This is a genomic window from Pseudomonas sp. B6002, assembly GCF_013385985.1.
Taxonomy (GTDB): Bacteria; Pseudomonadota; Gammaproteobacteria; order Pseudomonadales; family Pseudomonadaceae; genus Aquipseudomonas.
The window spans coordinates 20,152-43,115 of sequence record NZ_JACAOY010000001.1 but is presented as its reverse complement, the minus strand read 5'-3'; the positions used below and the strand labels follow the sequence as shown (position 1 = coordinate 43,115).

23 protein-coding genes are annotated in these 22,964 nt (G+C 60.0%); 17 read left to right on the top strand and 6 right to left on the bottom strand.

Annotated features, from left to right (window positions below; translation table 11 throughout):
- The first annotated feature begins 138 nt into the window (after positions 1 to 138).
- From HX792_RS00210 to HX792_RS00180, 7 genes are all read left to right on the top strand, one after another.
- On the top strand, positions 139 to 1,398 hold the full coding sequence (locus HX792_RS00210) for an AGE family epimerase/isomerase (RefSeq protein WP_176994252.1): 1,260 nt from the start codon (positions 139 to 141) through the stop codon (positions 1,396 to 1,398).
- Positions 1,399 to 1,502: 104 nt separating this feature from the next.
- Positions 1,503 to 2,789, top strand: coding sequence for an ABC transporter substrate-binding protein (locus tag HX792_RS00205; protein WP_176994251.1), 1,287 nt, complete (start codon positions 1,503 to 1,505; stop codon positions 2,787 to 2,789).
- Positions 2,790 to 2,942: 153 nt separating this feature from the next.
- On the top strand, positions 2,943 to 3,851 hold the full coding sequence (locus HX792_RS00200) for a carbohydrate ABC transporter permease (RefSeq protein WP_017253695.1): 909 nt from the start codon (positions 2,943 to 2,945) through the stop codon (positions 3,849 to 3,851).
- Positions 3,844 to 4,689, top strand: a complete 846-nt coding sequence (locus HX792_RS00195; protein WP_176994250.1) for a carbohydrate ABC transporter permease — start codon at positions 3,844 to 3,846, stop codon at positions 4,687 to 4,689. Before HX792_RS00200 ends, HX792_RS00195 begins: the two co-directional genes overlap by 8 nt.
- A 2-nt stretch (positions 4,690 to 4,691) precedes the next feature.
- A complete protein-coding gene (locus HX792_RS00190; protein WP_176994249.1) occupies positions 4,692 to 5,852 on the top strand; it encodes an ABC transporter ATP-binding protein in 1,161 nt (386 codons plus the stop codon).
- 85 nt (positions 5,853 to 5,937) lie between these two features.
- Entirely contained in the window at positions 5,938 to 7,284 is a 1,347-nt protein-coding gene (locus HX792_RS00185; protein ID WP_176994248.1) for a carbohydrate porin, read from the top strand.
- A 202-nt stretch (positions 7,285 to 7,486) separates the two neighbouring features.
- Positions 7,487 to 8,332, top strand: a complete 846-nt coding sequence (locus HX792_RS00180; protein WP_176994247.1) for a D-hexose-6-phosphate mutarotase — start codon at positions 7,487 to 7,489, stop codon at positions 8,330 to 8,332.
- A gap of 113 nt (positions 8,333 to 8,445) precedes the next feature.
- Here the strand turns inward: HX792_RS00180 and HX792_RS00175 are convergent, their stop codons facing one another.
- Positions 8,446 to 9,306: a MurR/RpiR family transcriptional regulator gene (locus HX792_RS00175; protein WP_174554056.1), complete on the bottom strand. Its 861-nt coding sequence runs from the start codon at positions 9,304 to 9,306 to the stop codon at positions 8,446 to 8,448.
- 219 nt (positions 9,307 to 9,525) lie between these two features.
- Between HX792_RS00175 and zwf the strand changes: the two genes are divergently transcribed.
- Genes zwf through HX792_RS00160 form a run of 3 tightly spaced genes read left to right on the top strand, consistent with a single transcriptional unit; the run spans position 9,526 to position 12,375 of the window.
- Entirely contained in the window at positions 9,526 to 10,992 is a 1,467-nt protein-coding gene (gene zwf, locus HX792_RS00170; protein ID WP_176994246.1) for a glucose-6-phosphate dehydrogenase, read from the top strand.
- On the top strand, positions 10,979 to 11,692 hold the full coding sequence (gene pgl / locus HX792_RS00165; protein ID WP_176994245.1) for a 6-phosphogluconolactonase: 714 nt from the start codon (positions 10,979 to 10,981) through the stop codon (positions 11,690 to 11,692). The genes zwf and pgl overlap by 14 nt, the downstream gene beginning before the upstream one ends.
- Before the next feature lie 17 nt (positions 11,693 to 11,709).
- Positions 11,710 to 12,375: a bifunctional 4-hydroxy-2-oxoglutarate aldolase/2-dehydro-3-deoxy-phosphogluconate aldolase gene (locus tag HX792_RS00160; RefSeq protein ID WP_176994244.1), complete on the top strand. Its 666-nt coding sequence runs from the start codon at positions 11,710 to 11,712 to the stop codon at positions 12,373 to 12,375.
- Positions 12,376 to 12,577: 202 nt separating this feature from the next.
- On the opposite strand, the gene HX792_RS00155 is transcribed toward HX792_RS00160, so the two are convergent.
- Together HX792_RS00155 and HX792_RS00150 are read right to left on the bottom strand one after the other, a co-directional pair.
- Positions 12,578 to 13,753: an aminotransferase class V-fold PLP-dependent enzyme gene (locus HX792_RS00155; protein WP_176994243.1), complete on the bottom strand. Its 1,176-nt coding sequence runs from the start codon at positions 13,751 to 13,753 to the stop codon at positions 12,578 to 12,580.
- Between the two features lie 10 nt (positions 13,754 to 13,763).
- Positions 13,764 to 14,000, bottom strand: coding sequence for a DUF3820 family protein (locus HX792_RS00150; protein ID WP_176994242.1), 237 nt, complete (start codon positions 13,998 to 14,000; stop codon positions 13,764 to 13,766).
- 27 nt (positions 14,001 to 14,027) lie between these two features.
- Here HX792_RS00150 and HX792_RS00145 point away from each other — a divergent pair, with 27 nt between their 5' ends.
- Positions 14,028 to 14,210, top strand: coding sequence for a hypothetical protein (locus tag HX792_RS00145; protein ID WP_176994241.1), 183 nt, complete (start codon positions 14,028 to 14,030; stop codon positions 14,208 to 14,210).
- Positions 14,207 to 14,674 carry a PA2169 family four-helix-bundle protein gene (locus HX792_RS00140; protein WP_025858443.1) on the top strand — a complete coding sequence of 156 codons (468 nt, stop codon included), beginning with the start codon at positions 14,207 to 14,209 and terminating at the stop codon, positions 14,672 to 14,674. The genes HX792_RS00145 and HX792_RS00140 overlap by 4 nt, the downstream gene beginning before the upstream one ends.
- Before the next feature lie 146 nt (positions 14,675 to 14,820).
- Here HX792_RS00140 and HX792_RS00135 read toward each other — a convergent pair whose 3' ends face one another.
- Positions 14,821 to 15,291, bottom strand: coding sequence for a MaoC family dehydratase (locus HX792_RS00135; RefSeq protein WP_176994240.1), 471 nt, complete (start codon positions 15,289 to 15,291; stop codon positions 14,821 to 14,823).
- A 54-nt stretch (positions 15,292 to 15,345) separates the two neighbouring features.
- Entirely contained in the window at positions 15,346 to 16,290 is a 945-nt protein-coding gene (locus tag HX792_RS00130) for an alpha/beta hydrolase (protein ID WP_176994239.1), read from the bottom strand.
- Between the two features lie 221 nt (positions 16,291 to 16,511).
- On the opposite strand from HX792_RS00130, the gene fadD2 reads away from it, so the two are divergent.
- Complete coding sequence (gene fadD2, locus HX792_RS00125) at positions 16,512 to 18,200, top strand: long-chain-fatty-acid--CoA ligase FadD2 (RefSeq protein WP_176994238.1); 1,689 nt, start codon at positions 16,512 to 16,514, stop codon at positions 18,198 to 18,200.
- A 383-nt stretch (positions 18,201 to 18,583) separates the two neighbouring features.
- Positions 18,584 to 20,275, top strand: coding sequence for a long-chain-fatty-acid--CoA ligase FadD1 (gene fadD1 / locus HX792_RS00120; RefSeq protein WP_176994237.1), 1,692 nt, complete (start codon positions 18,584 to 18,586; stop codon positions 20,273 to 20,275).
- Positions 20,276 to 20,451: 176 nt separating this feature from the next.
- Here fadD1 and HX792_RS00115 read toward each other — a convergent pair whose 3' ends face one another.
- Positions 20,452 to 20,829, bottom strand: a complete 378-nt coding sequence (locus HX792_RS00115; RefSeq protein ID WP_176994236.1) for a hypothetical protein — start codon at positions 20,827 to 20,829, stop codon at positions 20,452 to 20,454.
- Positions 20,830 to 21,028: 199 nt separating this feature from the next.
- Between HX792_RS00115 and HX792_RS00110 the strand changes: the two genes are divergently transcribed.
- The 3 genes from HX792_RS00110 (at position 21,029) to def (ending at position 22,879) form a co-directional block, all read left to right on the top strand.
- On the top strand, positions 21,029 to 21,214 hold the full coding sequence (locus HX792_RS00110) for a CsbD family protein (RefSeq protein ID WP_176994235.1): 186 nt from the start codon (positions 21,029 to 21,031) through the stop codon (positions 21,212 to 21,214).
- Between the two features lie 171 nt (positions 21,215 to 21,385).
- The gene (locus HX792_RS00105) at positions 21,386 to 22,336 is read left to right on the top strand and encodes a YihY/virulence factor BrkB family protein (RefSeq protein WP_176994234.1); all 951 of its coding nucleotides are present in this window, start codon (positions 21,386 to 21,388) and stop codon (positions 22,334 to 22,336) included.
- Between the two features lie 3 nt (positions 22,337 to 22,339).
- Complete coding sequence (gene def / locus HX792_RS00100) at positions 22,340 to 22,879, top strand: peptide deformylase (RefSeq protein WP_176994233.1); 540 nt, start codon at positions 22,340 to 22,342, stop codon at positions 22,877 to 22,879.
- The last annotated feature ends 85 nt before the right edge of the window (positions 22,880 to 22,964 follow it).

Genomic DNA, 22,964 nt, shown 5'->3' with positions numbered 1-22,964 from the left:
GCCCGCTCACTACAAGTGCCCTCTCTCCTATTTGGGATTGTCACTGGCTGGTGACATTTCCCTTGCCCTTCGTTACTTGCCCCCACCTCGCCCTTGTTTAGACTCCGGTCATCCCACAAAAAATAATAAGGGCCACCCATGACCACCCACCCACTGCCTGCCAGCAGTTGGCTGAACGCACCTGCCCATCACGCCTGGCTCGCCAATGAAGGCCAGCGCCTGCTGTCGTTCGCCAAGGCCTCTCGACTGCCCGAGGGCTTCGGCAACCTGGACGACAATGGCCAACTGCCCGCCGATGCCCACGCCGAGACCATGAGCACCGCCCGCATGACCCACAGCTTTGCCATGGCCCACGCCATGGGGTTGCCCGGTTATGCCGATTTGGTAGCGCACGGTGTGGCCGCCCTGAGTGGTCCCCTGCGTGATAGCGAGCACGGTGGTTGGTTCGCCACGCCTCACGCGCGGGATGGCAACCGTGGCAAAGCAGCCTACCTGCATGCGTTCGTCGCGCTCGCCGCCAGCTCGGCGGTGGTGGCCGGCGCGCCCGGCGCACAGAATCTGTTGAACGACGCCATCCATATCATCGACCAGTTCTTCTGGAGCGAGGAGGAGGGCGTGATGCTCGAGTCCTTTGCCCAGGACTGGAGCGGCATCGAAGCCTACCGTGGCGCCAACAGCAACATGCACGCCACCGAAGCCTTCCTGGCCCTGGCCGATGTCACCGGTGACACGCGCTGGCTGGACCGTGCGTTGCGCATCGTCGAGCGTGTTATCCACACCCATGCGGCTGGCAACCAACATATGGTCATCGAGCACTTCGACGCCCGCTGGCGACCCGTGCTCGGTTACAACGAAGACAACCCCGCCGACGGCTTTCGCCCCTATGGCATCACCCCCGGCCACGGTTTTGAATGGGCGCGCTTGGTGCTGCACCTGGAAGCCGCCCGCCTGCAGGCCGGGCTCGCCACGCCGGACTGGCTGGTGACCGACGCCAAAGGCTTGTTCGCCAGCGCCTGCGAGTACGCCTGGGCCGTGGACGGTGCGCCCGGCATCGTCTACACCCTGGACTGGAGCCAGCGCCCCGTGGTGCGTGAGCGCCTGCACTGGACCCACGCCGAGGCCAGCGCCGCCGCGCAAGCGCTGCTCAAGCGTACCGGCGAGCTGCATTACGAGACCTGGTACCGACGCTTCTGGGAGTTCTGCGAAACCCATTTCATCGACCGTCTGCACGGCAGTTGGCATCACGAACTGAGTCCGCAGAACCTGCCCAGCAGCAAGATCTGGGGCGGCAAACCCGACCTGTACCATGCCTGGCAAGCGGTGTTGCTGCCTGCGTTACCCTTGGCACCCAGCATGGCCAGCGCTCTGGGGCGCGGCGCTTATGTCACGAGCTGGTGACATTTGTGCGTCCCTTTGTTACCTGCGCCTGGAAAATCCCTGTTTAAACTCCGTGCAGCGCAAGCTCTAGACTTGCATGCATAACAACAAGAAAAGGTACTCAGATGAACGCGATTAATCGCCTCGCCGTAGCTATTTCCATTGCCTCGTTGTTTCCCCTCAGTGCATTTGCCGCCGACTCGAAAGGGACGGTTGAAGTTGTGCATTGGTGGACCTCGGGTGGTGAAAAAGCGGCTGTAGATGTCCTGAAGGCCCAAGTTGAGAAAGACGGCTTCACCTGGAAAGACGGCGCCGTCGCCGGCGGTGGTGGTGCTACCGCCATGACCGTGCTGAAAAGCCGCGCAGTCGCTGGCAACCCGCCAGGCGTTGCCCAGATCAAAGGCCCGGACATCCAGGAATGGGCGTCGACTGGCCTGCTCGACACCGACGTGCTCAAGGACGTCGCCAAAGAAGAGAAGTGGGACTCGCTGCTCGACAAAAAAGTCTCCGACACCGTGAAGTACGAAGGCAACTACGTTGCCGTACCGGTGAACATTCACCGCGTGAACTGGCTGTGGATCAACCCGGAAGTCTTCAAGAAAGCCGGGATCACCAAGAACCCAACCACCCTCGAAGAATTCTACGCAGCCGGCGACAAGCTCAAAGCGGCGGGCTTCATTCCGCTCGCCCACGGTGGCCAGCCTTGGCAGGACAGCACTGTATTCGAAGCCGTAGTTTTGTCGGTGATGGGTGCAGATGGCTACAAGAAAGCCCTGGTTGACCTGGACAACGCCGCGCTGACCGGCCCGGAAATGGTCAAGGCCCTGACTGAGCTGAAGAAAGTCGCGACCTACATGGACGTCGACGGCAAAGGTCAGGACTGGAACCTGGAAGCGGGCAAAGTCATCAACGGCAAGGCCGGCATGCAGATCATGGGTGACTGGGCCAAGTCTGAATGGACCGCTGCCAAGAAAGTCGCCGGCAAGGACTACGAGTGCGTAGCCTTCCCGGGCACCGACAAAGCCTTCACCTACAACATCGACTCCCTGGCGGTGTTCAAGCAGAAAGACAAAGGCACTGCTGCCGGTCAGCAGGACATCGCCAAAGTCGTGCTGGGTGAAAACTTCCAGAAAGTCTTCAGCATCAACAAGGGTTCGATCCCGGTGCGCACCGACATGCTGGAGAAAATGGCCTCCTACGGCTTTGACTCCTGCGCCCAGACCGCCGCCAAAGACTTCCTGGCAGACGCCAAGACCGGCGGCCTGCAGCCAAGCATGGCCCACAACATGGCCACCACCCTGGCTGTACAAGGTGCGTTCTTTGATGTCGTGACTAACTACATCAACGACCCGAAAGCCGACCCGGCCGACACCGCCAAGAAACTCGGCGCTGCGATCAAGTCAGCCAAGTGATGCTTTTGTAGGAGCCGGCTTGCCGGCGATGCAAACAACGCGGTGTGTCGGTTACACCGAGTTGGCTGCATCGCAGGCAAGCCAGCTCCCACACAAACCGCGCTCCGGCAGAGAGTCACCCTGTAGCCCTTTTTCCCTGTACTGGATTTTCCCATGAGTTCTGTTGCTGTGTTCAGCAAGGCCTCGCCGTTCGATGCACTGCAGCGCTGGCTTCCCAAACTGGTGCTGGCGCCGAGCATGTTCATCGTTCTGGTGGGCTTTTACGGCTACATCCTGTGGACGTTCGTGCTGTCGTTCACCAATTCCACCTTCCTGCCCAGCTACAAATGGGCCGGCCTTGCGCAATATGCCCGGCTGTTCGACAACGACCGCTGGTGGGTAGCGAGCAAGAACCTGGCGGTTTTCGGCGGGATGTTCATCGGCATCACCCTGGTCATCGGCGTGACACTGGCGATCTTCCTCGACCAAAAAATCCGCCGCGAAGGCTTTATCCGCACCATTTACCTGTACCCGATGGCGCTCTCCATGATCGTCACCGGTACCGCCTGGAAATGGCTGCTCAACCCGGGCATGGGCCTGGACAAACTCCTGCGGGACTGGGGCTGGGAAGGCTTCCGTCTCGACTGGCTGATCGACCCTGATCGCGTGGTCTACTGCCTGGTGATCGCGGCCGTGTGGCAAGCCTCCGGCTTCATCATGGCGATGTTCCTCGCCGGCCTGCGGGGTGTGGACCAATCGATCATCCGCGCCGCCCAGATCGACGGCGCCAGCCTGCCGCGCATCTACTGGAGCGTGGTGCTGCCAAGCCTGCGTCCGGTGTTCTTCAGTGCGGTGATGATCCTGGCGCACATTGCGATCAAGAGCTTCGACCTGGTGGCGGCCATGACCGCCGGCGGCCCGGGCTACTCGTCCGACCTGCCTGCGATGTTCATGTACTCGTTCACCTTCAGCCGTGGCCAGATGGGCATGGGCTCGGCCAGTGCAATCCTGATGCTCGGTGCGATCCTCGCGATCATCGTGCCTTACCTCTACTCCGAGCTGAGGACCAAGCGTAATGACTAGTCTCGTTTCCAAACCTTCCATCAGCCTGAGCCGCATCGCGATCTACGCGGTGCTGATCCTCGCGGTGTTGCTGTACCTGGTGCCGCTGGTGGTGATGTTGCTCACCAGCTTCAAGACCCCGGAAGACATCAGCACCGGCAACCTGCTGAGCTGGCCGACCGTGGTCACCGGCATCGGCTGGGTCAAGGCCTGGGCCACCGTGGATGGCTACTTCTGGAACTCGATCAAGATCACCGTTCCGGCTGTGCTGATCTCCACCGCCATCGGTGCGTTGAACGGCTATGTGCTGTCGTTCTGGCGCTTCAAAGGCTCGCAACTGTTCTTCGGCCTGCTGTTGTTCGGCTGCTTTCTGCCGTTTCAGACCGTGCTGCTGCCAGCGTCGTTCACCCTCGGCAAGATGGGCCTGGCCAGCACCACCACCGGCCTGGTGTTTGTGCACGTGGTCTACGGCCTGGCGTTCACCACGCTGTTCTTCCGTAACTACTACGTGAGCATCCCGGACGCGCTGATCAAGGCCGCGCGCCTGGACGGTGCGGGTTTCTTCACGATCTTCCGCCAGATCATTCTGCCGATGTCCACGCCGATCATCATGGTCTGCCTGATCTGGCAGTTCACCCAGATCTGGAACGACTTCCTGTTCGGTGTGGTGTTCTCCAGCGGCGACTCGCAGCCCATCACGGTGGCGCTGAACAACCTGGTCAACACCAGCACTGGGGCCAAGGAATATAACGTGGATATGGCAGCGGCGATGATCGCCGGGTTGCCGACCCTGCTGGTCTATGTGATCGCAGGCAAGTATTTCGTGCGCGGCCTCACGGCTGGCGCGGTCAAGGGGTAATCATGGCTACGCTTGAACTTCGCAATGTAAACAAGACCTATGGCGCCGGCCTGCCCGACACCTTGAAGAACATCGAACTGTCGATCAAGGAAGGCGAATTCCTGATCCTGGTCGGCCCTTCGGGTTGCGGTAAATCCACGCTGATGAACTGCATCGCTGGCCTTGAAACCATCACGGGCGGCGCGATCATGATCGGCGACCAGGACGTGAGCGGCATGAGCCCCAAGGATCGCGACATCGCCATGGTGTTCCAGTCCTACGCGTTGTACCCGACCATGAGCGTGCGCGAGAACATCGAGTTCGGCCTCAAGATCCGCAAAATGCCCCAGGCCGATATCGACGCCGAAGTGGCGCGCGTAGCCAAGCTGCTGCAGATCGAGCACCTGCTCAATCGCAAGCCGGGCCAACTGTCCGGTGGCCAGCAGCAACGTGTGGCCATGGGCCGCGCCCTCGCACGTCGTCCGAAGATCTACCTGTTCGACGAACCGCTGTCCAACCTCGACGCCAAGCTGCGTGTCGAGATGCGTACCGAAATGAAACTGATGCACCAGCGCCTCAAGACCACCACGGTCTACGTGACCCACGACCAGATCGAAGCGATGACCCTGGGCGACAAGGTGGCGGTCATGAAGGACGGCATCATCCAGCAGTTCGGCACGCCCAAAGAGATCTACAACAACCCGGCCAACCAGTTCGTGGCGAGCTTCATCGGTTCACCGCCGATGAACTTCGTGCCCGTGCGCCTGCAGCGCAAGGACGGCCGCCTGGTGGCCCTGCTCGACAGCGGCCAGGCCCGTTGCGAGCTGGCGTTGAACATGAACGATGCGGGCCTCGAAGACCGTGACGTGATCCTCGGCCTGCGCCCTGAGCAGATTTTGCTGGCAGCGGGCGAGGGCAACGGCTCGTCGAGCATTCGCGCCGAAGTCCAGGTCACCGAGCCGACCGGCCCGGACACCCTGGTGTTCGTGCAACTCAATGACACCAAGGTCTGCTGCCGCCTGGCGCCGGATGTGGCGCCGCAAGTGGGCGAGACCCTGACCCTACAGTTTGACCCGGCCAAAGTGTTGCTGTTTGACGCCAAGACCGGTGAGCGCCTGGGCACTGCTTCTTCATCGCCCACACAAGGGCATGCCGACAATGTGGCTCAATTCAAAGGCCGCTGAAGTAGATAACTTGTTGTTTTAGCTAAAAAAAGTAAACCGCGTTAGATAAAAACAGTTTAATAACAATAAAGACGAGGATGTAGGGATGAAAAAGCAACACAACAACACTCGGCTGATCTGCCAACTGTCAGCAGCAGCAGCCCTGGTATTGTCCGCCAATGCGATGGCAGACGATGCATTCAGCGCCGATTCCAAGTGGATGACCGGCGATTGGGGTGGTGAGCGTACCAAGCTGATCGAGCAAGGTATCGACATCAAGGCTGACTACGTTGGGGAAGTCGGTGGCAACCTGCACGGTGGCTACAACAACGACAAAACTGCCCGTTACGCTGACCAGTTCGGTCTGGGCGTAGCACTGGATCTGCAAAAGCTATGGGGCTGGGACAACACCCAGGCCAAGATCCAACTGACCAACCGTAATGGCGCAAACATCTCCAATGACCGTATTGGCGACCCGCGTGCCGGCACCTTGAGTTCGTCTCAAGAGGTTGATGGCCGTGGCCACATGGTGCGTCTGACCCAGTTCTGGATCCAGCACCAGATGTTCGACAACAAGCTGGATGTGAAACTCGGTTACTTCGGTGAAGGCGAAGACTTCAACACCTTCCCATGCGACTTCCAGAACCTGTCGTTCTGCGGCTCGCAAGTGGGTAACTACGTGAACACCTGGTACAACTGGCCGGTGAGCCAGGCGGCTATCCGCGTGAAGTACAACATCACGCCAGAGCTGTATGCGCAAATCGGTGCGTACAACCAGAACCCGTCGCAGCTGGAGCACGGCAACGGCTTCAAGCTCAGCGGCAGTGGCACCAAGGGCACCGTGATCCCGGTGGAATTGGTCTGGTCGCCGAAGGTCAATGGCCTGCCGGGCGAATACCGTGTGGGTTACTACAAGAGCACTGCCGAGGCGGCCGATGTACGTGAAGACGTCAACGGCAACGATGCGGCCACCACCGGTCAGGCCTACCGTCTGCGTAGCAGCAAGACTGGCTACTGGGGTGTGCTGCAACAGCAACTCACCACGCACAATGGCGATGCTTCCCGTGGCCTGAACATCGCGGCCAACGTGACCTTCCACGACAAGGACACCAACCTGGTCGACAACTACCAGTCGTTGATGCTGGTCTACAAAGGTCCATTCGACGCGCGTACCAAGGATGACGTCGGCATCGGTATTTCCCGTATCCACGCCAACAGTGACGTGAAGAAAAACGCCGAGCTGCTCAATGCCGCCGGTGGTTTCACGGATTACGACCAGGCGGGTTACGCACCGCTGCGTAACACTGAGTACAACGTTGAACTCAACTACGGCTTCCACGTTACCAACTGGCTGACCGTGCGTCCTAACCTGCAATACATCAAGAACCCAGGCGGTGTGGACCAGGTCGACAACGCGTTGGTTGCGGGCCTGAAAATTCAGTCTACGTTCTAACGCTGTTGCGATAAGCTCCTTCTCTCTGTGCGCATTTTGCGGGTAGCCATGGCTACCCGCTTTTTTTTGAGAAATGGCCTTTGTAGGAGCCGGCTTGCCGGCGATAGCATCACCGCGGTGTATCAGACACACCTTGGCGATGCCATCGCCGGCAAGCCAGCTCCTACAAGGGCGCGCAACAACGATTTCAGGACCGTGGCACATGCATGAGCATCCGCTGCAACGCTTTTTCAAATCCCTGCGCGAGCGACCGGTGTTCGCCTGGGAACGCTTTCAGATGCGCGACGTGTTGGTGATCGACCACCCGTTGTGCCAGGCGGTGTTCAGCCGCCAGGGCGCGCAACTGCTGCATTTTCAGCCGCGGGGCCAGAAGCCCTGGCTCTGGTGTGCGGCCAAGTGGCCCCAAGTCGGCGCCATCCGTGGTGGTGTGCCGGTGTGCTGGCCCTGGTATGGCCGCCACCCGAGCGAAAACGCCTGGCCGTCCCATGGCTGGGCGCGGCTCATCGACTGGAAACTGCTCGACAGCAGCACCGACGAGGACGGCGTACACCTGCACTGGCAATTGCAGCTGTGCGACTGGCAGGTCGACCTGCACGCGCACCTGGGCGAAACCCTGGAGCTGCGCCTGAGCACCGAGCATCAGGACGAGTTGCCGTGCCAGTTGAGCCATGCGTTGCACGCTTATTGGCGTATTGGTCACGTTGACGAGATAGCGCTGTCTGGGCTCGATGGTGCGCAAGGTTACGACCAGCTCAACCGCCAGGTCTGTCAGCAGGAAGGCGAGCTGCGGGTGGAGGGCGGGTGCCAACGGGTGTTCCAACACGAGGGCGAACTGCAGCTCAAGGACCACGCCTGGCAGCGTGAGTTGTGCATCGACACCGGCGACAGCGCAGACACGGTGGTGTGGCATCCCGGCAGCCGGCCCTTGTTGGGGGTGAGCTTCAACGAGGCGTCGGGGTTTGTGTGCGTGGAGTCGGCGATGGCCGGGGCGAGTCTGGCGCCGGGGGAGAGGGCGCACCTCAGTTTGCAGGCTAGGGCTGGGGTTTAGCGGTGAGGCTGATGGCGCCATCGCAGGCAAGCCAGCTCCCACATTTGGAATGCATTCCCCTGTGGGAGCTGGCTTGCCTGCGATAGGGTCGGTACGGCTGGCGGAGATTCCTGCTAGTTGAACTCATCCCCCACCGGATACCGGCTGTCATTCAAGCTCTCTTTGATCTTGCGCAGATGCGGCTGGAAATCCACCCCGCGACGCAACGTCATGCCGGTCGCCAGCACGTCCAGCACCGTCAGCTGGATGATCCGCGAGGTCATCGGCATGTAGATATCGGTGTCTTCCGGCAGCGGAATGTTCAAACTCACCGTACTGGCCTTGGCCAGCGGCGAGTTCTCGGCGGTCACGCCGAGTACCGAGGCGCCGTTGCTGCGGGCAATCCGCGCCACTTCCACCAGTTCACGGGTGCGCCCGGTGTAGGAAATGATCACGAACAGCTCGCCGGTATGCGCCACCGAGGCGATCATGCGCTGCATAAGCACGTCGGCATGGGCGGTCACGGCGAGGTTGAAGCGGAAGAACTTGTGCAGCGCATCCATGGCCACCGGAGCCGAAGCGCCCAGGCCGAAGAAGTGGATCTGCCGCGCCTGGATCAACAGGTCCACGGCTTTGCTGATCAGGGCCGGGTCCAGGGCCTGGCAGGCGCTGTCCAGTGACGCAATGGCGCTGCCAAAGATCTTCTGCGTGTACGCCTCAGGGTTATCATCGGCTTCCACGGCGCGGCTGACGTACGCGGCGCCACTGGCCAGGCTTTGCGCCAGCTGCAATTTCAGTTCAGGGTAACCGCTCACGCCGAACGAACGGCAGAAACGGTTGACCGTCGGTTCACTGACCGAGGCGGCCTGGGCGAGGGCGGCGATCGAGAAGCGGGTGGCCTGCTGCGGGTTGAGCAGGATGACTTCTGCGACTTTGCGCTCGGCCTTGTTCAATTCTTCGAGGCGGTTCTGGATCTGTTCCAGAAGATTTCGCACGCGGTCCATTCAGTCTTTCCTTCGGGCGACGATGCAAATTAAGGGCGGCAACCAATCGACGAGCGGCCCTTGGAGGTGGCCTATCCTACTGAGCGTAGCTGAACACCACCACTCGGAATGCGTATTTCGGGAAAATGTTGTGGTTATTACTACATTTTTCCTTGAGTGATGCCTTGAAAAAAGGTATTTGTAGCTTAACTTGATAAAAGAACAAACATCATGCCTTCGATAACCGTAGAACCCTGCACCTTTGCCCTGTTTGGCGCCTTGGGTGATCTGGCGCTGCGCAAGTTATTTCCTGCCCTCTATCAACTCGATGGCGCCGGGCTCTTGCACGACGACACCCGCATCCTGGCCCTGGCCCGTGAAGCCGGTACCGAGCAACAGCACCTGGCCCGCATCGAAAAAGAGCTGCGCAAATACGTTGGCAAGGAGCTGGACGAAGCCGTCGCCAAGCGCTTCCTCGCGCGGCTGGCGTATGTGCACGTCGATTTCATGAAGGCCGACGATTACGTTGCCCTTGCCGAAAAAGTCGGCAGCGAACAACGCCTGATCGCCTATTTCGCCACCCCGGCAGCGGTGTACGGCGGCATCTGCGAAAACCTGGCCAAGGCTGGCCTGGCGGAAAACACCCGTGTGGTCCTGGAAAAGCCGATCGGCTCCGACCTGGAATCCTCACGCAAGGTCAACGACGCCGTGGCGCAGTTCTTCCCGGAGAACCGCACCTACCGCATCGACCACTACCTGGGCAAAGAGACCGTCCAGAACCTGATCGCTCTGCGTTTCGCCAACAGCCTGTTCGAAACCCAGTGGAACCAGCATTACATTTCCCACGTGGAAATCACCGTGGCCGAGCAGGTCGGGATCGAAGGCCGTTGGGGTTACTTCGACAAGGCCGGCCAGCTGCGCGACATGATCCAGAACCACCTGCTGCAGTTGCTTTGCCTGATCGCCATGGACCCGCCGGCTGACCTGTCTGCCGACAGCATCCGTGACGAGAAGGTCAAGGTGCTCAAGGCCCTGGCGCCGATCAGCCCCGAAGGCCTGACCACCCAAGTGGTGCGCGGCCAGTACATCGCGGGCTACAGCGCCGGCAAAGCCGTGCCGGGCTACCTGGAAGAAGAGAATTCCAACACCCAGAGCGACACCGAAACCTTCGTCGCCCTGCGTGCCGATATTCGCAACTGGCGTTGGGCCGGGGTGCCGTTCTACCTGCGGACCGGCAAGCGCATGTCGCAAAAGCTGTCGCAGATCGTCATCCACTTCAAGGAACCGTCCCACTACATCTTCGCCCCTGAGCAGCGCCTGCAGATCAGCAACAAGCTGATCATCCGCCTGCAGCCGGACGAAGGTATTTCCTTGCGCGTGATGACCAAGGAGCAGGGCCTGGACAAGGGCATGCAACTGCGCAGCGGCCCGCTGCAACTGAATTTCTCCGACACCTACCGCAGCGCGCGCATCCCCGATGCCTACGAGCGGTTGCTGTTGGAAGTGATGCGCGGCAACCAGAACCTGTTTGTGCGCAAAGATGAAATCGAAGCCGCGTGGAAGTGGTGTGACCAGTTGATCGCCGGGTGGAAGAAATCCGGTGATGCGCCCAAGCCGTACGCGGCGGGTTCCTGGGGGCCGATGAGCTCCATTGCACTGATCACGCGGGATGGGAGGTCGTGGTATGGCGATATCTGATTTGAAACTGCCCCAGGGCGTCACCCCTCACGAGTACCGCACGCCGGTACTGCTGGCGGAAGGCCTGGCCAATGATGTGGCCGCGCAATTGCGCACGGCCCTCAGTGCCCGAGGCGAAGCGACCCTGGTGGTGTCCGGTGGCCGCAGCCCGGTGGCGTTTTTCCAGCACCTGGCCAAGCAAGACCTGGACTGGTCCAAGGTCACCATCACCCTGGCCGACGAGCGCTGGGTGCCGGTGGAGCACGCCGACAGCAATGCCGGTTTGTTGAAGCAGCACCTGTTGAAAGGCCCGGCAGCCAAGGCCAAGTTCTTGAGCCTCTACAGCGCCGCCGCCAACCTTGAAGACGCCGCCTTGCAGGCCGATCGCCTGCTGGGCGAGTTGCCAGCCATTGATGTGCTGGTACTGGGCATGGGCGATGACGGCCACACCGCATCGCTGTTTCCCAACAGCCCGAACCTGAGCGAAGCCCTGCAGCCCAACGGTACCCGCCGTTGCTGGCCGATGCTGGCGCCGACCGTGCCCCATCAGCGCCTGACCATGAGTCGCGCGCTGCTGGCCACGGCGAACTACACCGTGCTGTCGATCTCCGGCAGTTCGAAATTGACCACCTTGAGCGCCGCGCTGGCGAGTGACGATGTCGCTGCCATGCCGATTCGCGCGTTTTTGCAACCTACATTAGAGATTTACTGGTGCCCATGAGCCAAGGATCAGCCGCTATGAACAGCCCTCAACCGACCGTGTCCATGGCGGACAAAGTTGCCCTGATCGACAGCCTCTGCGCCAAGGCGCGGATCCTGCCGGTGATCACCATTGCCCGCGAACAGGACATCCTGCCGCTGGCCGATGCCCTGGCAGCCGGTGGTTTGACCGCATTGGAAGTGACCCTGCGTTCCGAGTTCGGCCTCAAGGCCATTCAGGTACTGCGCGAGCAACGCCCTGAACTGTGCACCGGTGCTGGCACCGTGCTGGATCGCCACATGCTCGAAGCCGCTGAAGTCGCGGGTTCGCAGTTTATCGTCACCCCCGGCATTACCCGCGACCTGCTGGAAGCCTCGGTACACAGCCCGATCCCGCTGCTGCCGGGCATCAGCAATGCCTCGGGCATCATGGAAGGCTATGGCCTGGGTTATCGCCGCTTCAAGCTGTTCCCGGCTGAAGTCAGCGGCGGCGTGGCTGCGATCAAAGCCCTCGGCGGCCCGTTCGGCGAAGTCAAATTCTGCCCAACCGGCGGCGTCGGCCCGGCCAATATCAAGAGCTACATGGCGTTGAAAAACGTGATGTGCGTGGGCGGTAGCTGGATGCTGGACCCGGAGTGGGTCAAGAACGGCGACTGGGCTCGTATCCAGGAAGTCACTGCTCAGGCGCTGGCGCTGCTGGACTGATCTGATTTATCGAATCGTTGTTGCTGTGCTTGACGGCATTTTTGCGGTGCACTTGGTCGGTGTACCGCTTTTTTTTGCCCGCAGAAAAACCAAGCACTCCGATGTTCAAATGTGGGAGCTGGCTTGCCTGCGATAGCGGTGGGTCAGAAAGTACAAGTGTGACTGATGTACCGTTATCGCAGGCAAGCCAGCTCCCACAGGTTTAGTGGGGGGGTAGCTCGGTGATGGCATTGACCAGGACACTGATGTCCGCCGCCGAGGTGACCAACCCTGGCGTCACCCGAATACAGGTCCCAAATGCCGCGCCCACGCGGGTGGTGGTAAACAGGTTGTAGTCCTTGAGCAAGCGGTCGGCCATGGCCTGCTGGTCCCGGCCGACAAACTTGAAGGCCGTGATCCCGCAATAAAGCCGAGGATCGTCCGACGTCAGCACTTCAATTCCCGCCAACGGCCGCACCTGGCTCACCCACAGGTCCCTCAGGTAATTCACCCGTGCACCTTTGGCTGCCGAGCCACCCAAGGCGCGATGTTCTTCAAACACCAACGGCAAGGTCATCAGCGCGGGAAAGTTGGGTGTGCTGTAGGACGTTCGCGCGCGCACATCCGTGATCGGGTAGTGAAACTCGCCCATGTCCGGGTCGATGTCGGCCAGGCGCTCCGGGGCGATATAGAGAAAGCCCAGGGTCAGCGGCGCGCCGATCCACTTGTGCAGGTTGAAACCGGCGAACTGGATACCCAACTCTGCCAGGTTGAACTCGATCTGGCCCAGGGCATGGGCGCCGTCGAGGATCACATCGATACTGTGCTCACGGGCGGCCTTGGCAATGGCTTCAACCGGCATTACCAAACCGGTGCGATGGGTGACGTGGGTCAGGGCCATCAGCTTTATGCGTGGGTACTCAGCAAACGCTTGGCGATAGGTCTGCACCAGGCTGTCGAAACTGGCCGGATGTGTGTGGGACAGTTCGATCACTTCCACACCACGGACACCGGCCAACCAGCGCATCGCACCTTTGACCGTGTCGTACTCCAGATCGCTGATCAACACCTGGTCGCCCGGTTGCAGGCGGTTGTAGTTGCGAATCAGCGACTGCAAGGCTTCGGTGGCGTTACGGGTAAAGGCAACGGACTCGGGGTCGACGCTGATCAGCTCGGCCAGTTGGCGCCGGATCTCGACGTTTTCGCCCTGTTCGAAGCGCTGGCGCACGTGCAGCGAGTTGCTGCGGTTGATGAACGCGACGTGCTCCAGGTACTGCGCCCGGACTACGCGGCTCATGCGTCCGAAATAACCGTTTTCCAGGTTGATCGGGCCCGGCTCCCGTTCGTAGTTCCCGGCGATGGTCTGCCAGTGGTGTTCGTTATCAGCATTCCTTGGCATGGCGGGGCTCTTAATGGCGAGGGGCGGGCTTACCGTGTTTTACGCGCAGCGGCTCCAGCAGTTCGGACAGGCCGTTGCTGTCGATTTCCTGCATGAGTGCCAGCAGACCACCCAGCTCGCCGTGGGGGAAGCCTTCGCGGGCAAACCAGTTCAAGTACGGCCCGGGCAGGTCGGCGATGATCCGTCCCTTGTACTTGCCGAAGGGCATTTCGCGGGTGATCAGCAGTTCAAGTTTTTCGGGGTTCATAAGGCTTCAGGCGCGTGAGTCGAGGCCTTGGAAAATACAGGCATTCTGCATGAAGGCCAATTGACAGATCATGCAAATAACGTACATACAGATGGTTCAATAAATATTAAATCATTGAAAAATAAAGGAAAAATTGTTTTCAAAAACCTGGCACGGGCGCTGCAATCATTAAGACAACCTTCTCAACCCGCACAAGGAATTGAAAAATGACTGACATCAACAAAGAATCGATCTCCGTACTCAACGACCTGATCGAGACCAGCAAAGATGGCCAGAAAGGTTTCGCGACCTGCGCTGAAGACATCAAGCACCCAGAGCTCAAGGCGTTGTTCGTCAAGCGCTCTGCCGACTGCGCAACCGCCGCCGCCGAGCTGCAAACTGCAGTGCGTGCCTTGGGTGGTGATCCGGAAGAGTCCGGCAGTGTGGCCGGCGCCCTGCACCGTGGCTGGGTCGACGTGAAGTCGCTGGTCACCGGTAAAGATGAAGAGGCGGTGCTGAATGAAGCCGAGCGCGGTGAAGACCACGCACTGAAGGCTTATAAGGAAGCGATCGAGAAAATCAACAAGCACAACCTGCTGGGTATTCGTGACCTGGTGGAGCGTCAGTTCCACGGCGCACAGCGCAACCACGACCAGGTGAAAGCCCTGCGTAATCAGGCTCGCGCTCAGTCGTAAGCCCTGTTAAGCCCTATGTTGTAAACCATGTGGGAGCGGGCTTGCTCGCGAAGACGGAGTGTCAGTCGACTGATAAGTGACTGACCCACCGCTTTCGCGGGCAAGCCCGCTCTCACATTTGTTTTGCATTGTTCGTTAGATAAATATCAGCCAATGCTGATCGGTGGCAGCTCAGTCAGCTCAACCACTTGCTGCTTGCGCGGCGCCAGGATCTCGGCCTCGCCATCCACCACCAGCTCATCGCGCTGGTTGAACACGCGGGTGGCAATGCGCACGCGGAACTTGGGCAGCTTCTCGAGGATTTCCAGGCGCACGGTCAAGGTGTCGCCGATCTTCACCGGCTTCTGGAAGCTCATCTGCTGGCCGATGTAGATGGTGCCCGGCCCAGGCAACTCGCAGGCCACGGCGGCGCTGATCAGGGCGCCACTGAACATGCCGTGGGCGATCCGCTCCTTGAACATGGTGGCTTTGGCGTACTCGGCATCCAGGTGCACTGGGTTGTGGTCGCCGGACATGGCGGCGAACAGCTGGATATCGCGCTCCTCGACGGTCTTGCTGAAGCTGGCAGTCTGGCCGACTTCGAGGGCTTCGTACGGGGTGTTGGTAACCTGAGTCATCTAAAGGTACATCCTGTGGCTAATCGGAGATTATCGGCTGATTTTAAAGGAAAGTTATTCGTAGCGGGCCGGCCTGTGCAGCGTCAGGGCCTGGTCGAGCCACGTCAGCACATCCGCTGTGACTTCATCACGGTTGGTTTCATTGAACACTTCATGTCGCGCCTGCGGGTAGATCGTCAATTGCAGGTTTTGGCAGCCGGCCTCACGCAGGGCGTGGGCCAGGCTGTTGAGACGCTTGCCCTCGCTCACCGGATCACATTCGCCGCCCGTGACCAGGATCGGCAGGCCCGGGTCGATCTGGGCGAGGTTGGACGCCTTGCTGATCTGTTGCAAGCCGCCCAGCAGGTCGATCCACAGCTGGTTGGTGCAACGAAAACCACACAGCGGGTCATTGATGTACTTGTCGACTTCGGCCGGGTCGCGGCTGAGCCAATCGAAGGCTGTGCGGTTGGGCTTGAACGCCTTGTTGAAGGAGCCGAACGACAGGAAGTCGATCAGCGCACTGCGCCCGCGCAAACCCTGGCGTGCGCGCTCGATGCGCGCGATCACCCGCGCCGCACGGTACAGCGCCACTGGCTGGAAATTCGAACCACTGAGAATCGCGCCACTCAAGCTGGCGCTGTGGTGCAGCAGGTAGGCCTGGGCGATATAGCTGCCCATGCTGTGGCCCAGCAGGATGATCGGCAGCCCCGTTTGCTGGTGCGCAATGTGCTGGTTCAGGCTGGCCAGGTCACTCACCACCTTGTTCCAGCCGTCGTGCTCGGCGAACAGCCCCAGCGTGCCTTCGTCCGCCGTGCGGCCATGGCCGCGCTGGTCCAGTGCGTACAACCCGTAGCCCGCGCCACACAGTGCCTCGGCCAGGCGCCCATAGCGGCCGCTGTGCTCGGCCATGCCGTGGGACAGCATGACCATCGCCTTGGCCGGGCCCTCCGGCAGCCATTGATTGACGTACAGGCGGCTGCGGTCATTCGCGGTCAGCCAGAAGGTGCTGTGGTTCATGGCGCTTCCTTTGCTCAGGTTCGATGCAGTGTATAGCTCATCTGCCAGGGACTTGGGTATCAGCCTACGCCTCAGGGGCAAGATTCATACAATCAATGACACGGTTTGGCGTATTTGCCTGTTTGGCCATAGCTGCTAACGTCCCCAAAGCTCCGCTTTTTATAGCCGCCTGCTTTTATAGCGGCAGCGGTCGGACACACTCAGGTAAGAGGACAAGAATAATGCAACCTGATTTCTGGAATGACAAACGCGCGGCGGGCGTTCCCAACACCATCGACCTGACCACCTACAAGTCCGTGATCGAGGTGTTCGAGCGTTCCTGCAAGGCCTTTGCCGACCGTCCGGCATTCAGCAACATGGGCATCACCCTGACCTACGCCGAGCTTGAGCGCCAGAGTGCGGCGTTCGCCGGTTACCTGCAGCAGCACACCGACCTCAAGCCCGGCGAGCGCATCGCGGTGCAGATGCCCAACGTGCTGCATTACCCGATTGCCGTGTTCGGCGCCCTGCGCGCCGGGCTGATCGTGGTCAACACCAACCCGCTGTACACCCCACGGGAGATGCGCCACCAGTTCAAGGACGCCGGCGTGCGCGCGCTGGTTTACCTCAACCTGTTCGGTTCGCGGGTGCAGGAAGTCTGCGCCGACACCGAAATCGACTACCTTATCGAAGCCAAAATGGGCGACTTCATGCCCGCCGCCAAAGGCTGGTTGATCAACACCGTGGTCGACAAAGTGAAGAAGATGGTGCCGGCCTACAGCCTGCCACGGGCTGTGTCGTTCAAGCGTGCGCTGCGCATGGGCGCGGGCCTGGGCGTGACTCGTCATCCGGTGACACTGGATGACATCGCCGTGCTGCAATACACCGGGGGCACCACCGGCCTGGCCAAGGGCGCGATGCTCACCCATGGCAACCTCGTCGCCAACATGCAGCAGGCGCGGGCGTGCATGTCCCAGGTCGCCGATGACGGCCAGCCGCTGGTGCGGGAAGGGCAGGAGGTGATGATCGCGCCGCTGCCGCTGTATCACATCTATGCATTCACAGCGAACTGCATGTGCATGATGGTGACCGGCAACCACAACGTGCTGATCACCAACCCTCGCGACATCGGCGGCTTTATCAAGGAACTGAAGAAGTGGCGGTTCTCCTGCCTGCTCGGGTTGAACACTTTGTTTGTGGCGCTGATGGACCACCCGGATTTCAAGACTCTGGATTTCTCCCACCTCAAGATCACCAACTCCGGCGGCACCGCGCTGGTCAAGGCCACGGCCGAGCGTTGGAAGGCACTCACCGGTTGCTCCATCGGCGAAGGCTACGGCCTCACGGAGACGTCGCCGGTGGCGAGCACCAACCCGTATGGCAGCCAGTCGCGGCTGGGCACCGTGGGCATTCCGGTGCCGGGCACGGCGATGAAGGTCATCGATGATGAAGGCCGCGAATTACCGTTGGGCGAGCGGGGCGAGCTGTGCATCAAGGGCCCGCAGGTGATGAAGGGCTACTGGCAGCAGCCGGTCGCCACCGCCGAGACCCTGGACGCCGAGGGTTGGCTCAAGACCGGCGACATCGCGGTGATCGACACCGATGGCTTTGTGAGCATTGTCGACCGCAAGAAAGACCTGATCATCGTCTCGGGCTTCAACGTGTACCCCAACGAGATCGAAGACGTGGTGATGGCGCACCCGGCCGTGGCCAACTGCGCCGTGATCGGCGTGCCGGATGAGCGCACCGGCGAGGCGGTCAAACTGTTTGTGGTGGCGCGCACCCAAGGGGTGAGCCTTGAAGAGTTGAAGGCGTACTGCAAGGCCAACTTCACGGGGTACAAAGTGCCTAAACACATTGTGTTGCGCGAGTCGTTGCCGATGACGCCGGTGGGGAAAATTCTGCGACGTGAGCTTCGCGACATCGCTTGATTTGAAATAGGGTAAAAATTGTGGGAGCTGGCTTGCCTGCGATGGCGGTGTATCAGTCACAGGATGTATTGACTGATACACCGCCATCGCAGGCAAGCCAGCTCCCACATTGCTATTTGTTGATCTGAAAGGCCCATTCCAGAGCCTTTTACTGGGGGAATTTGCCCTGGTTTAAAGTGTGACCAAATATTGTAGGACAGTCGTGATTATGACTGTGGGGCCCACCTTTGGCTCTAGGCGGCCCTTGGCAAAGCTGCTACTCTCGGCGCGCTTTGTGACGTCTAGGCCTGCTTGAAAGCGCCAGATTCACCTAAAAAAACATACACCAATAATAATCGCATCAAATGCGATGATGAATTCGCGTCGCTGAGGAGTGGGCTTCCATGAACGAAGACTTTTGGAAGGATAAGTACCCCGCCGGGATTGCTGCAGACATCAATCCAGACGAGTATCCGAATATTCAGGCGGTACTGAAGCAGTCCTGCCAGCGCTTCGCCAACAAACCGGCTTTCAGCAACCTGGGCAAGACCATCACCTACGGTGAGTTGTACGAATTGTCCGGCGCGTTCGCCGCGTACCTGCAACAGCACACCGATTTGAAGCCCGGTGATCGCATCGCCGTGCAACTGCCCAACGTCCTGCAATACCCGGTCGCCGTGTTCGGTGCCATCCGCGCCGGCCTGATCGTGGTCAACACCAACCCGCTGTACACCGCGCGGGAAATGGAACACCAATTCAACGACTCCGGCGCCAAGGCCCTGGTGTGCCTGGCCAACATGGCCCACCTGGCGGAAAAGGTCGTGCCCAAGACCTCCGTCAAGCACGTGATCGTGACCGAAGTTGCCGACCTGTTGCCGCCGCTCAAGCGCCTGCTGATCAACAGCGTCATCAAGTACGTGAAGAAGATGGTCCCGGCGTACCACCTGCCGAAGGCGATCAAGTTCAACGACGTGCTGGCCAAGGGGCATGGCCAACCGGTCAGCGACGCCAACCCGGCCAGCAGCGATGTGGCCGTGCTGCAATATACCGGTGGCACCACCGGCGTGGCCAAGGGCGCGATGCTCACCCATCGCAACCTCGTCGCCAACATGTTGCAGTGCAAGGCGCTGATGGGCTCCAACCTCAACGAGGGCTGCGAGATCCTGATCACGCCGCTGCCGCTGTACCACATCTATGCGTTCACTTTTCATTGCATGGCGATGATGCTGATCGGCAACCACAACATCCTGATCAGCAACCCGCGCGACCTGCCGGCGATGGTCAAGGAATTGTCCAAGTGGAAGTTCAGCGGCTTTGTCGGTCTGAACACGCTGTTCGTGGCGCTGTGCAACAACGAAGCGTTCCGCAAGCTGGATTTCTCGGCATTGAAAGTCACCCTGTCGGGCGGCATGGCCCTGCAACTGGCGGCCGCCGAGCGCTGGAAAGACGTGACCGGTTGTGGCATCTGCGAAGGTTACGGCATGACCGAGACCAGCCCGGTGGCCACCGTCAACCCGATCCAGTACACCCAGATCGGCACCATCGGCATTCCCGTGCCGTCGACCCTGTGCAAGGTGATTGCCGACGACGGCACCGAGTTGCCGCTGGGCGAAATCGGCGAGCTGTGCATCAAGGGCCCGCAGGTGATGAAGGGTTACTGGCAGCGTGAAGACGCCACCGCCGAAATCCTCGACAGCGAAGGCTGGTTGAAGACCGGTGATATCGCGCTCATCCAGCAAGACGGCTACATGCGCATCGTCGACCGCAAGAAGGACATGATCCTGGTCTCCGGTTTCAACGTGTACCCCAACGAACTGGAAGACGTGCTGGCCGGCCTGCCGGGCGTGCTGCAATGCGCGGCCATCGGTGTGCCGGACGAGAAGTCCGGGGAACACATCAAGATCTTCATCGTGGTCAAGCCAGGCGCGACGCTCACCAAGGACCAGGTGATGGAGCACATGCGCGCCAACCTCACCGGTTACAAAGTGCCGAAGGCCGTGGAATTCCGCGATGCGTTGCCGACCACCAACGTGGGCAAGATCCTGCGGCGTGAGTTACGTGATGAAGAGCTGAAGAAGCTCGGTCTTAAAAAGTAACCCATAAAAAACCCCGCTGATGCGGGGTTTTTTATGGCCTGCTGATTTTCCGATTTGGAATGCATACCCTGTGGGAGCTGGCTTGCCTGCGATAGCGGTTTGCCAGTCGATACATCAGGTGACTGAAATATCGCTATCGCAGGCAAGCCAGCTCCCACAGTTTTTTGACCGAGTTTTTACAGGGAAAACTGCGCGAAGCTGACACCGGCGCCAGCCGGGCGCACGTCCTTGAGGAACGAATCCTTGTCCGCGCTCAGCTCCAGGGTGATCTCCGGCTTGCGCTTGCCCGCATTGCGCACCACCAGGCCTTCGAGCTTCTCGCGCAGGAACACCGTCGGCACCTTCAGGTGCAGCAACTGGTCGGTCTCGGCGTTGTGCATCAACAGGTGGATCCACTCGTACTGGCCAATCGCGATACGGCCCACCGGCAGGTCGAACCACCAGATGTTGCGTTTGCGGTCCAGGTCGGTGAAGTGGCAGTTGTTGACGCCGAGTACGGCACCGCCCAGTTCGGTGTTTCTGCGGGCGATGGCCTGTGCTTTATTGAGTTTCATAACCTTCCTACGGGATCTGTTATTCAGCGTTATAGCCTGAATGTGCCGGGCATTCTCGTGGGTTGGCTGCAAAACATAAAGCCAAACCTGCGGCCGGCGATGAAATGCCGCGTGAAAATAATTGAAACTCTGCCGAACGGCCTCGGGTCAATCTCTAGGTAATGACCAAAACCCTTGATTGTTCTTCTGGAGAAATACCATGGGCAGCACAGCGGATAAGGCAAAAGGTTTGAAAGACGAAGCCGTCGGCAACATCAAGCAAGGCGTCGGCAAAGTCACCGGCAACGACAAACTGCGCGCTGAAGGCGTGGTGCAGGAAAAGAAAGGCCAAGTCGAAAAAGCGATTGGCGACACCAAGGACGCTGTGAAAAAAGCCACCAAATAAGTGTGCTTTCCAGCAGTGCAAACGGCCATCCACGGATGGCCGTTTTTATGTCATCTGTTACCGCTAAAGTTTCGAAATTGTTTCAAGGTCGCCAAATAGGCTACCTTGATGTAGAAAACGGCCCCTGAGTCGCCCACTGAACTCAACCTTTTTGCGGCGAAAGGAGACGCTATGATCTTTCCGGTACTGCAAGGCCTCAAGCTGCACCAGGTGCTGGTGCGCACCGTCAAAGAGTTCGTCGATGACGAGATGCCCACCTATGCCTCGGCACTGGCCTACCAGATGCTGTTCTCCCTGTTTCCCTTCCTGCTGTTCTTGATCGCCCTGATCGGTTTCCTGCGCCTGCCGGACTTTTTCAGCTGGCTGCGCATGCAGTCGGAGCTGGTACTGCCGCCCCAGGCCCTGGAGCAGGTCAACCCGGTGATCGACCAGTTGCAGCAATCCAAGGGCGGCCTGCTCTCGGTGGGTATCGTGATTGCCCTGTGGACCGCCTCGGCGGGCGTGCGCCTGATGATGAGCGCAATGAATGCCGCGTATGACGTGGTCGAGGGCCGGCCGATCTGGAAGCGTTTTCCGCTCTCGGTGTTCTACACCGTTGGAATCGCGGGCATGTTGCTGGCCGCCGCCGCGCTGATGGTGCTCGGCCCGCAGGTGATGGAATGGCTGGCGGGGCAAATCGGTATGCAGGATATCGTGGTCACGCTGTGGACCATCCTGCGTTGGCCGCTGATTGTGATCTTGCTGATGTTCGCCGTGGCCCTCATGTATTACGTGATGCCCGACGTGAAGCAGAAATTCCGCTTTATCACTCCGGGCTCGGTGCTGGCCGTGGTGGTGTGGATCGTCGCCTCCCTTGGCTTTGGCTACTACGTCAAAACCTTCGCCGACTACAACGCCATGTATGGCAGTATCGGTGCGATCATCGTCCTGCTCCTGTACTTCTATATTTCTGCCGCCGTGCTGCTGCTCGGCGCGGAGATGAATGCCGTGATCGAACACATGTCGGTCGAAGGCAAGGACCCTGGCGAGAAGGATTTTGATGAGCACGCCGACACGGATGAAAAACAACACGTCTCAGGCCTCGGCCGTGACCATTCCAAGCCCACTACCGATGAAGTCTGATCGATGATCCGTGAAATCCTGAAAATGGGCGACGAGCGCCTGCTGCGCATTGCGCCACCGGTCCCCCCGGAAATGTTCGACAGCCCCGAGCTGTGGCAATTGATCGATGACATGTTCCAGACCATGGAACACGTGGGCGGCGTCGGCCTGGCCGCGCCGCAGATCGGCGTTGATCTGCAGCTGGTGATCTTTGGTTTCGAAGCCAGCGAACGCTACCCGGACGCGCCTCCGGTGCCGCAGACCATCCTGATCAACCCGTTGATCACGCCGCTGAGCCCGGTGCTGGAAGAGGGTTACGAAGGTTGCCTGTCGGTGCCGGGCCTGCGTGGCGCCGTGAACCGCTACCAGCAGATTCGCTACGAAGGCTTCGACCCCAAGGGCGAGCCGATTGTGCGCATCGCCGACGGCTTTCATGCGCGGGTGGTGCAGCATGAATGCGACCACCTGATCGGCCGGTTGTACCCGTCGCGGATCACCGACTTCAGCAAGTTCGGCTTTATCGAAGTGATGTTCCCTGACATGGACCCCAGTGCCGACGACTGACCCTCTGACACAACACCGATCAAAACTGTGGGAGCTGGCTTGCCTGCGATAGCGGTCTGTCAGTCGCTGCAACGGTGACTGTCAG

What these genes read in the sequence shown, in the direction of transcription:
- HX792_RS00160 (WP_176994244.1), top strand. Translation starts at nt 11,710, where the DNA reads ATGAACAGCCCTCAACCGACCGTGTCCATGGCGGACAAAGTTGCCCTG.
- HX792_RS00110 (WP_176994235.1), top strand. Translation starts at nt 21,029, where the DNA reads ATGGGCAGCACAGCGGATAAGGCAAAAGGTTTGAAAGACGAAGCCGTC.
- HX792_RS00135 (WP_176994240.1), bottom strand. Translation starts at nt 15,291, where the DNA reads ATGACTCAGGTTACCAACACCCCGTACGAAGCCCTCGAAGTCGGCCAG.
- fadD1 (WP_176994237.1), top strand. Translation starts at nt 18,584, where the DNA reads ATGAACGAAGACTTTTGGAAGGATAAGTACCCCGCCGGGATTGCTGCA.
- HX792_RS00200 (WP_017253695.1), top strand. Translation starts at nt 2,943, where the DNA reads ATGAGTTCTGTTGCTGTGTTCAGCAAGGCCTCGCCGTTCGATGCACTG.
- HX792_RS00130 (WP_176994239.1), bottom strand. Translation starts at nt 16,290, where the DNA reads ATGAACCACAGCACCTTCTGGCTGACCGCGAATGACCGCAGCCGCCTG.
- HX792_RS00105 (WP_176994234.1), top strand. Translation starts at nt 21,386, where the DNA reads ATGATCTTTCCGGTACTGCAAGGCCTCAAGCTGCACCAGGTGCTGGTG.
- HX792_RS00150 (WP_176994242.1), bottom strand. Translation starts at nt 14,000, where the DNA reads ATGAACCCCGAAAAACTTGAACTGCTGATCACCCGCGAAATGCCCTTC.
- pgl (WP_176994245.1), top strand. Translation starts at nt 10,979, where the DNA reads ATGGCGATATCTGATTTGAAACTGCCCCAGGGCGTCACCCCTCACGAG.
- fadD2 (WP_176994238.1), top strand. Translation starts at nt 16,512, where the DNA reads ATGCAACCTGATTTCTGGAATGACAAACGCGCGGCGGGCGTTCCCAAC.
- zwf (WP_176994246.1), top strand. Translation starts at nt 9,526, where the DNA reads ATGCCTTCGATAACCGTAGAACCCTGCACCTTTGCCCTGTTTGGCGCC.
- HX792_RS00185 (WP_176994248.1), top strand. Translation starts at nt 5,938, where the DNA reads ATGAAAAAGCAACACAACAACACTCGGCTGATCTGCCAACTGTCAGCA.
- def (WP_176994233.1), top strand. Translation starts at nt 22,340, where the DNA reads ATGATCCGTGAAATCCTGAAAATGGGCGACGAGCGCCTGCTGCGCATT.
- HX792_RS00190 (WP_176994249.1), top strand. Translation starts at nt 4,692, where the DNA reads ATGGCTACGCTTGAACTTCGCAATGTAAACAAGACCTATGGCGCCGGC.
- HX792_RS00140 (WP_025858443.1), top strand. Translation starts at nt 14,207, where the DNA reads ATGACTGACATCAACAAAGAATCGATCTCCGTACTCAACGACCTGATC.
- HX792_RS00195 (WP_176994250.1), top strand. Translation starts at nt 3,844, where the DNA reads ATGACTAGTCTCGTTTCCAAACCTTCCATCAGCCTGAGCCGCATCGCG.
- HX792_RS00115 (WP_176994236.1), bottom strand. Translation starts at nt 20,829, where the DNA reads ATGAAACTCAATAAAGCACAGGCCATCGCCCGCAGAAACACCGAACTG.
- HX792_RS00210 (WP_176994252.1), top strand. Translation starts at nt 139, where the DNA reads ATGACCACCCACCCACTGCCTGCCAGCAGTTGGCTGAACGCACCTGCC.
- HX792_RS00205 (WP_176994251.1), top strand. Translation starts at nt 1,503, where the DNA reads ATGAACGCGATTAATCGCCTCGCCGTAGCTATTTCCATTGCCTCGTTG.
- HX792_RS00180 (WP_176994247.1), top strand. Translation starts at nt 7,487, where the DNA reads ATGCATGAGCATCCGCTGCAACGCTTTTTCAAATCCCTGCGCGAGCGA.
- HX792_RS00155 (WP_176994243.1), bottom strand. Translation starts at nt 13,753, where the DNA reads ATGCCAAGGAATGCTGATAACGAACACCACTGGCAGACCATCGCCGGG.